Source organism: Paenibacillus sp. J2TS4 (genome assembly GCF_018403245.1).
GTDB lineage: Bacteria > Bacillota > Bacilli > Paenibacillales > NBRC-103111 > Paenibacillus_L.
The window spans coordinates 1-15,348 of record NZ_BOSH01000022.1; the positions used below are offsets into that span (position 1 = coordinate 1).

The following is a 15,348-nucleotide window of genomic DNA, read 5'->3' on the forward strand; positions in this document are numbered from 1 at the left end:
TACTGAAAGTAGCAGGCATCCGCCTCGCCGCTTTCTTACAGAAACAAAGGCGAAAAAAAGTTGGACGGAAAACGTGCCTGTTTTCCGCCCAACTTTTTATTTTAGGGACTTATTGGACAGCCCCTTTGTCTTTTAATCCGCTGGAGACCGCACTTCCTTGACCTAAGCCAAATAAATTTGGGCTGTATAAATCGCAGCGGCTCTCCATATATTGCTTTACAAACCGCTATTTTGAAAATTTTGGGGAGTGCTGCTTTGTGGCGGAGGACTGCCCCCCGGGGTGATATCTTTCGGAACCTGGGGCATAATCCGTCCGATAATATCTCCCAGCTCTTCGGCAAAGCCGGCGATGGGTCGTCCCATTTGAATATCGTTGCGAATTTCCCGGATTCTCTGTCCCATATCCAGATCTGCGGTTACGAGTGCATTAACACCGTGTTTGTCCTTCTTTAACGCTTCTGCTGCAGAATATTTAATCGAGTCTACGCGTGCGCGATCCAGTTCGGGCTTCACATTGATGCCAACGATGGCTGTATTCCCGAGGACTACACATGTAGCATCCTCTACCTGAGGAATCGATTTGACTATGTTCTCGAGGTGAGAAGCGACTGCGTTTCTGTCCGTAATGGGCTCCTTGGCTGGGGCAGCCTGTCGAGTCTGGACAGTATGCTGTCCAGTCCCTGGAGCGGCGCCCTTCTGGCCTGTATTGCAACCCGAAAGCATGACAAGAACTAATGCAAGAAACGTAAATGTGATGGTTTTCATCTTGTAATCGTCCTTTCCTGGGTAGTCAGATTACCGATAGTTTGTCCTTACATTTTTTTTCTTATGTATTCCGCTTGAAAACCGAAAACGTGGAGGGATTCCTTATGAAAAAAATTTATGTACTGGACACTAATGTGTTGTTGCAGGATCCTAACGCTGTCTTTGCCTTCCAGGATAATGAGGTGATTATTCCCGCGACTGTATTGGAAGAGATGGATTCGAAGAAAAGATTGGCGGATGAAATTGGCCGTAACGCTCGATACGTTTCCCGGCTGTTAGACGGCTTCCGCAGTCAGGGAAGACTTCACGACGGGGTTTCATTAGATAACGGAGGAAGCCTGAAGGTGGAGCTTAATCACCGCAGCTTTCTAAAAATGCAGGATGTTTTCGGGGAAATGACTAACGATAACCGGATATTGGCAGTTGCCATGAATTATTGGACCGAGGAACAGAGCAAGCCTGAGCCGAGACCCGTTATTCTTGTCAGCAAAGACTCGCTTGTCCGAATTAAAGCGGACGTGCTCGGATTAATTGCAGAGGATTATTTATCTGATCGGGTCGTCTCCTTATCAGAAATGTATACAGGATGGGTCACCTTAAGAGTTCATCCGGCCATTATTGATGAGTTTTACTCTTACCGAAGATTAAATCTAAGCAGTCTGCAGCAGCCGTCAACATTGCGGCCTCATGAGTTTGTCATTCTCAAGGATGAGATGGGCTCTGCCAAATCGGCGCTTCTCAAAGTGAGTGCGGACGGCCGTCAATTGGAGCCTTTACATCTGAGCAATGATCCGGTATGGGGAATAACCGCACGCAACGCTCAGCAGCGAATGGCTTTGGAATTACTGTTGAATGACGACATTCCTCTGGTTACCCTGACAGGGAAGGCCGGGACTGGCAAAACGCTGCTTACTCTCGCGGCCGGTTTATTAAAAGCTGAGGACGAGAATAAATATAAAAAGCTGTTGATTGCCCGACCGGTAGTGCCTATGGGAAAGGATATCGGGTATTTACCCGGCGAAAAAGAAGAGAAGCTGCGTCCCTGGATGCAGCCGATTTATGATAATCTGGAGTATTTGTTCGATACGAAAAAGACGGGGGATATCGATAAAATTTTAGCCGGTCTTGGTAGCATTCAGGTAGAGGCGCTGACGTATATACGCGGACGTTCAATTCCGGGGCAATTTATTATTATTGACGAAGCCCAAAACTTATCGCGGCATGAAGTGAAAACGATCGTTTCGCGTGTTGGAGAAGGGAGCAAAATCGTTCTGCTGGGAGACCCGGAGCAGATCGACCATCCTTACCTCGACTCTTCCAGCAACGGGTTGACTTATGTTGTAGAAAGGTTTAAAAATGAGAAGCTGAGCGGGCACATCACTTTGGAGCGCGGAGAAAGATCGCGGCTGGCTCAACTGGCGGCCGATCTCTTATAACCTTTTATCGTATGGAATCCTCTGCATGCGTTCACCTTCTTAAAATTGTTTGATAACCGTTCATCATGAAATCCACGACGGGTGGAGGAAGGGGAGATCCGTAAAGAAGCCCCTTTCTCGCCCGTTGTGACGTTTCCATACTTGCGCCGTGCAGTCCATTAGTTATATGATTACAAAACAGGAAGCGATGACAGTGGCAGGGTCGGAAGGCCCCGAAAAATTGGGAGGAATCGGACCTTGATTTTTGTTATTATTGAACAATAGATAGAATGGCAAGCAGTCCAAATTAAGAAATGCGGGAGAAGGAGAATTTTGAAGTGACCAGGAAAAAAAGCCTAATCGTGCTATTTATAATCCTTGGATTATCGATATTGCTTATCTCTAAAGTGATGGGCCCCGGAGGGAGTCCGCGAGCCGGCTCTAACTTCGGTAAAGATACCTTTGCCAAAACCTCGGATGGGTTGGCGGACAACGAGGAGCGTCTTATTCATCTGGCGGTTTGCATGAAGCCGGAGGAATATGAGGCGCTGAAGCAATGGACGGAACAATATTCGGCTGCCAAGACAGGAATTAAGGTCGAGCTGACCAACCTGCCTTTGAACGAAGCCTATGATATTTTAAAGAAAGCAAGCCAGCTTGGAGAAGCTCCTGACTTGATGCTGTTAAATAACGACTGGGTGAACGAATTTGCCGCTCTCGGTTATCTGCAGCCCATGGATGAATGGCTTAGCAATGACCAGCAGGCGCAAAGACTGCCGGAGCTCATGGATCAGGTGAAATGGAATGGTTACCTGTGGGGGATTCCCAAGGATGTGGACCCCTACATTTTAGCCTGGAATAAGCAGAAGGCAGAAGAGCTGCAGGTCGATCATGCGCCTTTAACCGCCGAAGAGCTTTTGCAATGGAATGAAAAGTTTATGAATCCTGAAGAAAAGCAGTATGGAGTTTATTATCACCCGGATGATCCTTACTCCCTTCTATCTTTGTTATCTGCTCTGGGCGTACCTTTCTCCGAAGGGGTTAACCCGCTAGCCAAGCTGGATGATCCGGAGACGATGCATTCGCTGGAATCGTTCTTTAACCCTAAGGAAAAGAGCTGGGATCCGAAGGTGTTCCAGACCAATTTCCCGCTGCCCACGAAAGATTGGGATCCTTGGGAGCAATTATCATCAGGGAATATTGCAGCTATGATCACAACAATTTCCGATTATAAGCTGCATGAGAACGATAAGATCGCCCTAAGTGCACTGCCTATGGTAACTGAAGGCGCGGGACAAACAGGTACCTGGCTTAAAGGAAGGAGTTATGCGATTTCCTCCCGGGCGGGCCAGGAAGAGGCGGTTATCGAGCTGCTCCAGGAGCTGACCTCTCTGGGTACGGAGATGAAGCTGTGGGGAGAGGCGAAGACGCTGCCGGCGTATGTTTCCGCGTTTATGACGGAGGAGCTGCGGAATGATCCGTCCTTCAAATCCTATACATGGCTAGTAGAGCAAGGCTATATGCTGCCGGTGCAAATCGACTCTGCGAAGAAGCTCCATGCTTTGGCCGCCGAGATGGAAGCATTGCGTCAAGGAGAGCAGGATTTTAGCGCATTCACGGACAAGGCTGCCAGCCTGTGGAAAAAGGAATAAAGCTACAAAAAAGCTGAAGCTATTTAAGCTTCAGCTTTAATTTTAGTGTGAGCAGCCCGTCTTCTGTTGTGACCTCATAGGCGTTAATGAACGGAACGAAGCTTTCTGGAGAAAATCCAAGCGGGAATTCCTGCTCCAATGCCCGGTTCGTCGTATCCGGCAGCACGAAGCCGTTGAAAGTCAATTGCTCCACCCGAAACAGAAGGTGGTTTTTCGGCTTTTGCTGGATGATGTATTTTCCTTGAATGCTTACCTCCACGTCGTCTTCCTTCCCGGAAGCAGTAAAAACACCATCCTCAAAAGCAAATTCAATGTTGTCGAACAAAGGATTTTTATTACGAAAATAATCAATCAGTTCCTGGTCGCTAATTTGAAAGGTCAGCCCATTCAAATACTTATTGGTTCCCCCATTATTGAATAAATCCGATATATCATTCATCTCGTCAGCGATGGCTTGAAAATAAGTTCTGAACACAGGCAGCCCTTTATCCTTCCAGGCAGCAGTCAAGTCTACCATTTGCTTGAACACCTCTGCCGCTTCCTCAGACGCCGCCAACTGTTCGTCCAGTTCCTGCTGCAAAGCGAGCAGCCGTTCCCGCTGAAGAAGAAATTCCGCTTTCACCTCTTTCAACTCGGCTTCGGTCTCCAGCAATTGGTTATAGGTCGCTTGCAGCTGCTGATAGGAATCGCGGTAGGCGTCCAGCTTTCTCTTGTCGTTGTCCAGAATCATGCTCAAGTATTCATAGACGGCAATCGCATCGGAGAACGAGCCGGCGCTAAACATTAACAACCATAGATTATCGCGCTGTCCCATGTAGTAGGCTCTCAATATTTTCCCCGCATGCTCGCGAGTCTGGTCAACCCGTTCCTGCTCCCTCAGGATGTTTTGTTCAGCTGAGGCGATCTGTTTGCCGATCTCCGCTTCACGTTCGGTCAGCCTGGCAATTTCCCTGTCGATTTCGTAAACCGTCAAGCTTTTTTGCAGCAATTGCCTGGTCTCGTCCAGGGAAGGCTCGGCTTCGGCCAATATAAAGGGGGTCCCATATAAACAAACGATAAGGCAGAGGCATACCAAGAACGATTTGCGAATAAGCTTGGCCATGACATACCCCTTCATGTTCACATTCTTTCTCTAAATTTTATAAGAATCGATGTAAAATGATGCCAAAAACTTCCCGGTTCAGGGAAGTTTAATGGTTTGAGGCGGGAAGTTCGCCTTTTATTTCGAGCCTTTGATTAGCAGCTTGAGGATATCATCCAGAGGCTTCGTTACTTCCGGAATGTCTTGGGTGAAGGCGGGTGTTTCATTGATCCGGTCATAGGATTGTTGGGCACTCACTAGATGCGCTTTGCGCTCTCCTCCGGTAACCGTCGATAATTCGATATGTATCGATAAATCGCGAACGAAGCCCTCGCTGTCAACAGCAACAGCAAATCGGCCTAACTCCAGGCTGCTTTCGCTGCCGGCTTGCTTCCAGTCGGAAGCCTGTTCGTCGGTCAGCAGGCCGCTCTCTCCTAAGTAATCGATAATCGAAGGCCATTGTTCCCTCAGAGCGTTGGTGATTTCGGTTGAGTTGTCATCTGTAATCCGCACTTCGATGAGGGTAAACTCGCTTCCTTCCGGTGATTCCGCTTGAGCGAACCATTTCTCGTCCATCGCTTCGAATAATTTGGTAGACAAGGTAGCCATGACTTCCATAGCGCTCTGCAGTCTTTCGGTGGAAAAGGTAGAGGCATCTCCCGACAATTCCGACAAGCCTGCCAAATCAAGAGAAAAATATTCGTCCTTCTGATTGATCAATGGTATATTAACATACAAATGATTATTATTGATCAAAAACGGCAGCTCAACAACAGTAGACGAGTCGGCGGACTTGCTCTGAAGAACGGCTTCCAAACGCAAAGGCTCGATGGAGGCGGTGCCGGACCAGCTCAATTTGCCATTGGATAACATTGGAGAAAAGGACTTCGTAATCGGGTTAGTCAAGCTGTCTTCCTGGAAATCTCCCCATTTGAGTCTTGCTTCTCCGGCGAAAGAATAGCTTTTTATTTCTTGCTGCTTAGCTAAGGCGGAAAGCGCTTGTTCTTTCCACGGAGGAGTCGATGGACCGCAGCCAGCAAGCACTAGCAAGGCAGGCAGGAGCGCGATCAGCGCCATCCATTTGTAAATACGCATTACAGTAGGGTCTCTCCTTTATCTGATAAGATTGTTCAAAAAGCTTTTGAAAAGTTGGTCTTTTTGAATCTAATAAAAAACATATTGTTCATTATACCGTTTTATATGGAAAATGTCTTTACGAATCAAATCATGGTTTAAGGATTCGCAGGAGATGAGGAAAAGGAGGTTATGGACATGCAGAATGGGAACCTTCGGCTGATCGATTGGATTCGGAGCCGGATGTCAGAAGGCCCGCATAAGGCAATATCCTTCAAAGATTATATGAAGGAATGTCTCTATCATCCTGAGTACGGATATTATATGAGCGACAAAGCGAAGATAGGCAAGGATGGAGATTTTTATACAAGCGCTTCGGTAGGAGGAATTATGGGCATTATGATGGCCCGTTTGCTGAGCAAGCTATCTCGGCAATGGCAAGGAAGACCTATCGATTGGGTCGAGTGGGGAGGAGGAGAGGGACAATTAGCCAAGCAGATATTAGATGAAGTTCAGCAGTCTAATCCGGGCCTGTACAAGCAACTTACCTATATCGTGGTTGAAAAGAGCCGAAATCATTCGCAGAGTCAAAAAGAACGGTTGGCTCCGCATTCCTCGGTTGTCCGTTTTATGGATGAAGAACAATGGTGGAGAGAAGGTAGCCGAAAGCAAACGATTATTTTGTCCAACGAGCTGCTGGATGCCTTTCCGGTCCATCGCGTTCGCAGGTTTAACGGGAGGGTAGAGGAGCAATGGGTCTATTGGGACGAAGGGCAAGAACGGTTGGCCAGCTGCTGGCAGCCGGCAGCCGATCCAAGGCTGGTCCGCTATTTGAAGCGGGAGAACATACACCTGTCCGATGGACAAACGGCAGAAATCAATCTCGAAGCGGACGATTGGATCCGCCTTCAGGCCGCCCGGCTAGAGGAAGGAAGCCTGGTCACGGTTGATTATGGAGATCTCGCGGAGGAGCTTTATTCCCCGCATCGGATGAACGGCACTCTGATGTGTTATCGGAATCATGCGGCTATGGATCAGCCATTGGAGTATCCGGGAGAGCAGGATTTGACCGCTCATGTTAATTTCACAGCCTGCATCAGGGCCGGGGTGGAAGAGGGAATAGAGGAATGGAATCTGATGACTCAGAAGCAATTTTTAGTGGAGCAGGGCATTCTGGAGCTCCTGCAGAATCATTCCGGCAGCGATCCGTTTGGTCCGGAGGCGAGGCGGAATCGCGCTGTCCGTCAGCTGCTGCTCAGTGATCAGATGAGCGAGCTGTTCAAGGTGCTGATCCAAACGAAAAAAGGCGACCGTAACTAAAACGGCCGCCTTTATGTTTTATAGACGTTATTAACCGGTTTACAGCTCCATTCGGAAGAAGGACCAGTACGTAAAGCCGGTGAAGGAGATGAGCATGTACCCCCAAAACATAAGTATGTAGGTACGCTCGGAAAGATTCATATAGCCTAATAATACGAATAAAGCGGTTTGGAAAAAGAAAATTAAAGCCATCGGGACCATGCCGCCAGCGAGAGCCATTAGTCCGATTGCGAGTGTCCAAAAGCCAAGAACGCGATACATGCGTGCCATCTTGACATCCTCCTCTCTAATTGCAACGTTCGTTATCACTCATCTCATTATACAGCCCAACGCAGTAGGTGTAAACGGGAAACCGTGACGAATTCGTAAACTTTTACGGCAGCCCTGTGGGCTTAGTTTAACCTTTTCTTTCGGAAAACATGTATGGACCGCAAAAAAAATGGAAATAGCTTTAGTATCAAATAGATTCTATGAACTCTAGTATGGGCATAGAGATAAATTAACGGGAAGACCGCATAGATGGGTCACGATGCTTTTTTGGTTTGATTCCACTCTTGCAATATCTTTTTTACTATTGGTTGGGAGGTATTTAGATGTCGGCAGTTAGACAAGACGCTTGGAGCGAAGAAGATGATTTGATTCTTGCGGAGGTGACCTTACGGCATATTCGCGATGGCAGCACACAATTGACCGCTTTTGAGGAAGTAGGCGAAAAAATTGGTCGAACCGCTGCGGCCTGCGGCTTTCGATGGAACAGCTGCGTCCGTAAAAAATACGAGGCGGCTATTCAAATAGCCAAAGCCCAACGGCAAAAGCGAAACCAAATGAAGAAGCAGTCAGCCGTTCCGGTATCCAGCGTATCCTCTGTAGCTGTTTTGGAAGGGGAAGCCGGGCTGAAAGGCGATCTTCTGACCGAGGATACAATCTCTATCGACGCTGTGATCCGTTTTCTGAAGCATTGGAAAATGAACTACCAGGAAATGTCGCGGCAAACGAAGTCTATGGAAAGAGAGCTTAACGAACTCCATGAGGAAATGGATCGGTTGAGACGCCACAATGATCAGCTGAGTAAACAGGTGAACGAGGTGCAAACCGATTATCAGGTAGTCAATGATGACTATCGCGCGCTAATCCAAATTATGGACCGTGCCCGCAAATTAGCTTTTTTGGTGGAAGAAGAGGACGACAAGAAATCAAGATTCAAAATGGATGCCAACGGCAATCTGGAAAGAATCGAATAGTTTTGCCGTTTGCCAAAAGATCCGGCGTTCCTATCAGAGGGACTGCGGGATCTTTTTTACATCCGCACCCTGACAGGGGTCGGCGTCTAAACCATCCTCTAAACGCGGTCTATCTTCCTGATCTTGCTTCGATAGAGGTTTATACATTACTTTTCGGGGACCCCGTCTATCTGTTGTAATTAATCAATCAAATGAGTACAATATGGATATGCAAGAACGCATGTTCCTAATCTCGCAGGCTGTTCAAAACAGAAATGGACTGCGAACGTTTAGCCATGCAAGAATCCCACCGTCGCACGGTAATGTGCAGGGCTTCCGGCTCTAGCCGTGGGAGTCTCAATATGAGAGGATGTACTTGTCTATAATTGGGGATAGAAAAGCTATTCAGCAAAGGGGAAAGCTCTATGAACATATATATTGTTGGAGGAGGCTCCATCGGGCTGCTTCTTGCCGGAAGGCTGACAGAGGCGGCAGAAAACATACATCAGGTGAAAATGATTTGTCGGAAGGCTGCTCAAGCTTCCGAAATCCTCCGTAGCGGGATAACCGTTAATTACTCAGAGGAAGGAGAGCACTTCACGGTATTTCCAGCAGCTGCATCCTTTGAAGGTTGGGAAAAGCATCGAGAAGCGGAAAAACCGGATTGGATTCTGCTTGCCGTCAAGCAAAAGGATATTGATGACGATCTTGCGGCATGGCTAGCCCATTGGTCAGGAAGCCATACGGGGATCGTTTGTTTTCAGAACGGACTGGGACATGAGGAACGGCTGGCATTGCATCTGCCCCGCTCATCGATTTATATGGCGGTGACTACCGAAGGAGCTCGCAAAAGCTCTCCGACCGAGGTCAGGCATACAGGTAAAGGAATAACTCGAATTGGCAGGGCGTATGGGTTCCCAAAAGCGTGTGCCGGACATGCGGCCGGCCACGGGGATCGGGAGCAGGCTTTGCTCCAATTCCTTTGTCAAGCAGGATTTGATGCGAGATGGACGGATCATATTCATCGTTATGGCTGGAATAAGCTCGTTATCAATTCAATCATCAATCCGCTGACCGCACTGACCGGAATTCCGAACGGAGAATTGATACGGAATCAGCATTTGCTTCAGCTGGCACAATCTTTGTTTGCGGAGGCCAAGGAAGTGGCGGGGAGGCGGGGAATTGAGCTTGACGCTCATTTGTGGGAGCAGGTCTTCGACGTATGCGAAAGGACAGCGGCTAATGAGTCCTCTATGCTGCAGGACATTTATTCCGGACGTACAACAGAAATTGACTGGATCAATGGAAGCCTTGTTCGAATAGCAGAAGAGGAGGGATTGGAATTACCGACTCATCAAACTCTCTACCATCTGATCAAGTCAATGGAGAACGGAAGAAATAGTCGTTAAGCTTTTGGACGCGTCATTTCAGTCATATGGGGTGAGGCGGCCAAAAAACAGCGAACTAAATACTCGGCAATAAGGATTTTACTGTTTTGACTAAAATAACAACGATGTGTACAATCAAATTGAACCTTAAACCTATATACATACCTTATGACGAGGGGGCCGTTCGATGAAGTTGGAGCCTTATGAACGGAGTACCGGCCAGTCGTTGGCCGAGGATTACAAGCATCGATTCGAACGGGTACGGGATTTATACGTATATAACGTATGGGATGAGACTTGCTGGGAGGAAAGAGCAGCCTGGCTCGATCAATCCCGATTTTCCGCTAACCGGACCGAATTGGTACACAGCCTTATCCGTTATAATGATAGACTTGGGAATGATCCGGAAAGCTTCGAGGCGCTGGAACAGCTTCGCCGACCTGAGACGCTTGTCATTGTAGGAGGCCAGCAGGCCGGATTGTTCACCGGACCGCTGCTTGTCATCTACAAGGCAGCGACAATCATTCAAGCGGCGAGACAGGCTTCCGAGCAATTAAAGCGCCCGGTCGTTCCGGTGTTTTGGATTGCGGGGGAGGATCATGATTTTGAAGAGGTCAATCATGCGTACACTCTGACTCCGCAGCTGCAGGTTGAGAAGCTGAAGCTGGAGCTGGAGCGCCCCATGGGAACACGCACTTCCATCAGCCGGCTGACGATTGATAATTGGGAAGACGCTTTAAATCAGCTGGATAACAGTCTTCTGGATACGGAATTTAAAGCCCCTCTTCTAGAGAAGCTGATGGATGCCGCTGGCAAGTCGAAGACATTGACCGAATTTTTCGGCCGAATGATGGCGTGGTTGTTCGGCAAGCATGGGCTCATATTATTGGATTCGGACGATGCTGGCATTCGCAAGCTTGAAGGCCCGATGTTTACCCGGCTTCTTGAGCATCGCCACGAAGTAAATCATGCGGTGCTGAGCGGCTGGGAGCAAGTTAAACGGCTTGGCTACTCTCCCCAGGCGGAAGCCCATCCGGACAGCGCCAATCTGTTTATATTCGAGGATGATGGAGAGCGAGTGCTGCTCTACCGCGATGGCGAGTCTTTGACGGACCGCAAGAAGGAACGGCGCTATGATCCGCAGCAGCTTTTGGAGTGGGTCTCGCATCAACCGGAAAGATTTAGCAACAATGTTATGACCCGCCCGGTTATGCAGGACTACTTGCTTCCGGTGCTTGGCGCAGTGCTGGGACCGGGGGAAATCGCTTATTGGGGAATGACCCGCTCCGTGTTTGAAGTCCTGGGGATGCAAATGCCGATTCTTCTTCCGCGTCGAGAGCTTACCCTAATGGAGGGGACCGTTCAGAAGCATATGGAGAAATTCGGATGGACGATCGAGGATGTCCTGTATCGGTTCGACGAGAAGAAGAACCAATGGCTTAGGGAGCAGGATCAGCTCAAGTTAGAGGAACGATTCGCCGAAGTAAAGGAGCAATTTCTCGAGCTGTATAGGCCTATCCTGGAGACCGTTGCATCCATTAACCCGGGGATGAGCAAATTAGGCAAGGCCAATGAGCAAAAAATTATCGAGCAAATCGAATTTCTGGAAACCCGTTCGACGGAAGCGAATCAAGCCCAGCATGAAGCAGCCTTAAGGCAGTTGGAGAGAATCCGCCTTTCCTTGCTTCCACTCGGCCGAGATCAGGAGCGGGTCTATAATGTCTTTTCCTACTTGAATAAATACGGCACAGATTGGGTGGACGAATTGGTGAGTCAGCCCTTATCGCTTCAACCGGTTCATTCGATTGTCTATATGTAGAACTTTTAATCAGGACAGGAGGATATTCATGAACACTAAAGTAAAAAGTATCATCGCCGATCCGTCTTTGGCAGCGGAAGGACATTTAAAGATTGATTGGGCAGATGCTCACATGCCGGTCTTGAACCGGATCAAAGCGCAGTTTGAGAAAGAAAAGCCATTTCAAGGATTAAAGGTGGCCATCTCTTTGCATCTGGAAGCCAAAACAGCCTACCTTGCCAAGGTTGTACAAGCGGGAGGCGCGGAAGTGGCGATTACCGGCAGCAATCCTTTGTCGACCCAGGATGATGTGTGCGCCGCTTTGGTGGAGGACGGGATTACCGTGTTCGCCAAATATAATCCGGATCCGAAGGAATATAAAGAATTGATGATCAAAACGTTGGAAACCGAACCGGATTTATTGATTGATGACGGGGGCGATCTCGTCTCGATTCTTCATTCGGAACGCAGGGACTTGTTGAAAAAAGTTCGCGGTGGAGCTGAAGAAACGACAACAGGCATTCTCCGCCTCAAGGCGATGGATAAGGAAGGTCAGCTGCAGTTCCCGATGGTGGCTGTCAATGACGCCTTCTGCAAATATTTGTTTGACAATCGCTATGGTACCGGACAATCCGTCTGGGACGGAATCAACCGGACAACCAATCTGGTAGTTGCCGGCAAAACAGTTGTGGTCGTTGGCTACGGCTGGTGCGGCAAAGGGGTAGCTAAACGTGCTCAAGGATTGGGGGCCAATGTGGTCGTCACGGAAGTGGATGCCATCAAAGCGGTAGAAGCCTACATGGACGGTTTTCAGGTTATGCCGATGCGGGATGCGGCCCGGATTGGAGACTTCTTCGTTACTGTCACCGGCAACCGGGATGTGATTCGCGGCGAGCATTATGAGGTGATGAAGGATGGAGCCATTCTTTCCAATGCCGGACATTTCGATATCGAAGTGAACAAGCCGGAGCTCGACGCGCTTTCCGTTTCCAAACGGACCGTGCGCCGCAACATCGAAGAATACAAGCTGAAGGACGGACGCAAATTTTATTTGCTGGCTGAAGGCCGTCTGGTCAATCTAGCTGCGGGTGACGGGCATCCTGCGGAAATCATGGATATGACCTTTGCCCTGCAAGCTATGTCTCTTAAGCATGTTAACGAGCAATACAAGCAAATCGGGAACAGGGTCGTTAACGTTCCTTATGAGCTGGATGAGCAAGTCGCCCGCTTTAAGCTCGAATCGCTCGGAATAGCTATTGATCAGCTGTCGCAGGAGCAAATTCAATATTTGGACAGCTGGGCAGAACACTAAAACGCGGGTGATCTAAGGCTAAGGCTTCACTAAATTCACGTTAGGGCATGAGACTGTCTCTTTTAGATTAAACGATCTAAAGGGCAGTCTCTTTTTTGTTGAACTGGACAAATAGTTAGTTTCTTGTATAAGCGAGAATTATTGCTTAGCCCTTGCCTATTCACTTCACGGAGCACCTTCTGGCAGGCTGTCCCATTGAATTTGGTGTATCACATCCTCAACAAATAGTCTTTTATTCCTATTCATTTTCCGTTTTTTATCAGAATGTAATAGGAAAGACCTATTTATCATGCAGCTTTAAAAACTTTTCGGATATCCTGCTTGGTTTAGCAGGATTTTTTGCTATAATAGAGAATATTTATTTCTGAGTGGGGCAAAGTGGGGCAAAGTGGTGGAAAGGGGGGCTAACTCATGTTTATGGGGGAATACCAGCACAGCATAGATGAGAAGGGGCGAATGATTATTCCCGCCAAATTCCGTGAAGCCCTCGGTTCCTCCTTTGTCGTTACCCGCGGACTGGACAATTGTTTGTTCGTCTATCCCATGCAGGAATGGGCAGTATTGGAAAGTAAGCTCAAATCGCTGCCCTTGATGAAATCCGATGCCCGGGCGTTTACTCGTTTTTTCTTTTCTGGAGCAACCGAATGCGAGCTCGATAAACAGGGAAGGGTAAACTTGCCAAACACGCTGGTGGATTATGCCAAGCTTAAGAAGGACTGCGTAGTACTGGGCGTATCTAACCGTGTGGAGATTTGGAGCAAGGATCTTTGGGAAAACTACTTCCAGCAGTCGGAAGAATCGTTTAATGAGATCGCCGAAAAGCTTGTGGATTTTAATTTCGATTTGTAAGCGAAATGGAGGATGGCGGCTCAACCTAAGGCTTTGCATCTAAATAAAAGACCCGGGAGGATACAGAAGGTGTTTCATCACATAACTGTTTTGTTGGAAGAAGCTGTGGAAGGATTACATATCAAGCCAGATGGGATCTATGTGGATTGCACTTTGGGCGGGGCGGGGCATAGCGAACGAATCGCTTCCCAACTCGGGCCTGAAGGCAGATTAATTGCTTTGGATCAGGATGAGCAAGCCATACTGCATGCTGCTCGAAAGTTGGAGCGCTATAGCGACAAGGTGACTATTGTGAAGAGTAATTTCCGTCATTTGAGACAAGCGCTCAGCGAGCTTTCTCTTCCGATGGTTGAGGAAATACCGCAGGTCGATGGGATATTGTTCGATTTGGGTGTTTCATCTCCGCAATTGGACGATGCCGAGCGCGGCTTTAGCTATAACCAGGAGGCAGAGCTCGATATGAGGATGGATCCTTCATCCGATCTTACGGCTAAAGACATAGTTAACGGCTGGAGTGAATCTGATCTCGCCCGCATTTTGTTTGAATATGGAGAAGAGAAATTTTCCCGTCGGATCGCGGCCCGTATTGTGCAGAGACGTGAGAAGGAGCCCCTTAGCACAACCTTGCAACTAGCGGAGCTGATCAAAGAGGCGATTCCGGCGGCCGCCCGGCGAACGGGGCCGCATCCGGCCAAGCGCAGCTTCCAGGCGCTGCGGATTGCGGTTAACGATGAACTGGGAGCGCTGCGCGATGCCTTGGAGCAGGCGGTAGATTGTCTCGCTCCCGGCGGCAGAATATCTGTCATTACGTTTCATTCCTTGGAAGACCGCATATGCAAGCAATGGTTTGCCGAACAGTTGAATCGCTGTACTTGCCCTCCGGACCTGCCGGTGTGTGTATGTCATAAAGAGCCTGTGCTGCGTCTGGTACACCGTAAGCCGATAATGCCGTCGGAAGAAGAACTGACCCGTAATCCCCGGGCTCGATCCGCAAAGCTAAGAGTGGCGGAAAAGCTTTAGCCCGTACAAGAAGGAGGAGGAACGATTGGCATCCTATATGCACGGAAGCTCGGCGCTGAAGCAAAAGCAAGAGAACCAGGTCAGAACTAAAGAAAATCGCAAAGTCGTTTATCGTGCTAAAGCGATCCCCATAAAAGAAAAATTATTTTATTTATTTATCATTACTCTGGTCGTAACCGTTGCAGGAATCGTATTATGGCGTTACGCCTTGCTCTATCAATTAAATAGCGATATTCATAAAATGGAATCTCAGATTAAGCAGCTGGAAATTTCCAATAACAGCTTGAAACAGCAGATTGATAAAATGAACGATTTAACCCGTATAAAGCTGGAAGCAGACAAGAGCGGCTTGACCCCGCCAAAGCCGGAGCAAATTGTGCGAGTGCCGGTAACGACGCCGGTGACCTCAGGTCAAGACGATAACCAGCCAGGCCAGCCGTAAACGAGGACAAGC

General features: G+C 48.4%; 14 protein-coding genes. 10 read left to right on the top strand and 4 right to left on the bottom strand.

All coding sequences use genetic code 11. The features are described 5' to 3' along the window. Nucleotides 1-216 precede the first annotated feature (216 nt). Nucleotides 217-765 (bottom strand): YhcN/YlaJ family sporulation lipoprotein, encoded by a 549-nt coding sequence (locus KJS69_RS27560; RefSeq protein ID WP_213587183.1) that lies wholly within the window; start codon nt 763-765, stop codon nt 217-219. A gap of 104 nt (nt 766-869) precedes the next feature. Here KJS69_RS27560 and KJS69_RS27565 point away from each other — a divergent pair, with 104 nt between their 5' ends. Further along, on the top strand, nt 870-2,201 hold the full coding sequence (locus KJS69_RS27565) for a PhoH family protein (RefSeq protein ID WP_213587185.1): 1,332 nt from the start codon (nt 870-872) through the stop codon (nt 2,199-2,201). 317 nt (nt 2,202-2,518) lie between these two features. Next, entirely contained in the window at nt 2,519-3,832 is a 1,314-nt protein-coding gene (locus KJS69_RS27570; protein ID WP_213587187.1) for an extracellular solute-binding protein, read from the top strand. A gap of 19 nt (nt 3,833-3,851) precedes the next feature. Here the strand turns inward: KJS69_RS27570 and KJS69_RS27575 are convergent, their stop codons facing one another. Further along, nucleotides 3,852-4,934: a coiled-coil domain-containing protein gene (locus KJS69_RS27575; RefSeq protein WP_213587189.1), complete on the bottom strand. Its 1,083-nt coding sequence runs from the start codon at nt 4,932-4,934 to the stop codon at nt 3,852-3,854. A 117-nt stretch (nt 4,935-5,051) separates the two neighbouring features. Beyond that, a complete protein-coding gene (locus KJS69_RS27580) occupies nt 5,052-6,008 on the bottom strand; it encodes a hypothetical protein (protein WP_213587191.1) in 957 nt (318 codons plus the stop codon). A gap of 177 nt (nt 6,009-6,185) precedes the next feature. On the opposite strand from KJS69_RS27580, the gene KJS69_RS27585 reads away from it, so the two are divergent. Next, nucleotides 6,186-7,307 (top strand): class I SAM-dependent methyltransferase, encoded by a 1,122-nt coding sequence (locus KJS69_RS27585; RefSeq protein ID WP_249730735.1) that lies wholly within the window; start codon nt 6,186-6,188, stop codon nt 7,305-7,307. Between the two features lie 39 nt (nt 7,308-7,346). On the opposite strand, the gene KJS69_RS27590 is transcribed toward KJS69_RS27585, so the two are convergent. After that, a complete protein-coding gene (locus tag KJS69_RS27590) occupies nt 7,347-7,577 on the bottom strand; it encodes a DUF2626 domain-containing protein (protein ID WP_213587193.1) in 231 nt (76 codons plus the stop codon). 323 nt (nt 7,578-7,900) lie between these two features. On the opposite strand from KJS69_RS27590, the gene KJS69_RS27595 reads away from it, so the two are divergent. From KJS69_RS27595 to ftsL, 7 genes are all read left to right on the top strand, one after another. Then, the gene (locus KJS69_RS27595) at nt 7,901-8,548 is read left to right on the top strand and encodes an RsfA family transcriptional regulator (protein WP_213587195.1); all 648 of its coding nucleotides are present in this window, start codon (nt 7,901-7,903) and stop codon (nt 8,546-8,548) included. Nucleotides 8,549-8,952: 404 nt separating this feature from the next. Continuing rightward, nucleotides 8,953-9,936, top strand: a complete 984-nt coding sequence (locus KJS69_RS27600) for a ketopantoate reductase family protein (RefSeq protein ID WP_213587197.1) — start codon at nt 8,953-8,955, stop codon at nt 9,934-9,936. A 166-nt stretch (nt 9,937-10,102) separates the two neighbouring features. Continuing rightward, nucleotides 10,103-11,734 carry a bacillithiol biosynthesis cysteine-adding enzyme BshC gene (bshC, locus tag KJS69_RS27605; RefSeq protein WP_213587199.1) on the top strand — a complete coding sequence of 544 codons (1,632 nt, stop codon included), beginning with the start codon at nt 10,103-10,105 and terminating at the stop codon, nt 11,732-11,734. A 28-nt stretch (nt 11,735-11,762) separates the two neighbouring features. After that, the gene (locus tag KJS69_RS27610; RefSeq protein ID WP_213587201.1) at nt 11,763-13,025 is read left to right on the top strand and encodes an adenosylhomocysteinase; all 1,263 of its coding nucleotides are present in this window, start codon (nt 11,763-11,765) and stop codon (nt 13,023-13,025) included. A 411-nt stretch (nt 13,026-13,436) separates the two neighbouring features. Further along, nucleotides 13,437-13,874: a division/cell wall cluster transcriptional repressor MraZ gene (gene mraZ, locus KJS69_RS27615; RefSeq protein ID WP_213587203.1), complete on the top strand. Its 438-nt coding sequence runs from the start codon at nt 13,437-13,439 to the stop codon at nt 13,872-13,874. Nucleotides 13,875-13,943: 69 nt separating this feature from the next. Beyond that, nucleotides 13,944-14,894 (top strand): 16S rRNA (cytosine(1402)-N(4))-methyltransferase RsmH, encoded by a 951-nt coding sequence (gene rsmH, locus KJS69_RS27620; RefSeq protein ID WP_213587205.1) that lies wholly within the window; start codon nt 13,944-13,946, stop codon nt 14,892-14,894. Between the two features lie 25 nt (nt 14,895-14,919). After that, nucleotides 14,920-15,336 (top strand): cell division protein FtsL, encoded by a 417-nt coding sequence (ftsL, locus tag KJS69_RS27625; protein ID WP_213587207.1) that lies wholly within the window; start codon nt 14,920-14,922, stop codon nt 15,334-15,336. Nucleotides 15,337-15,348: the final 12 nt, after the last annotated feature.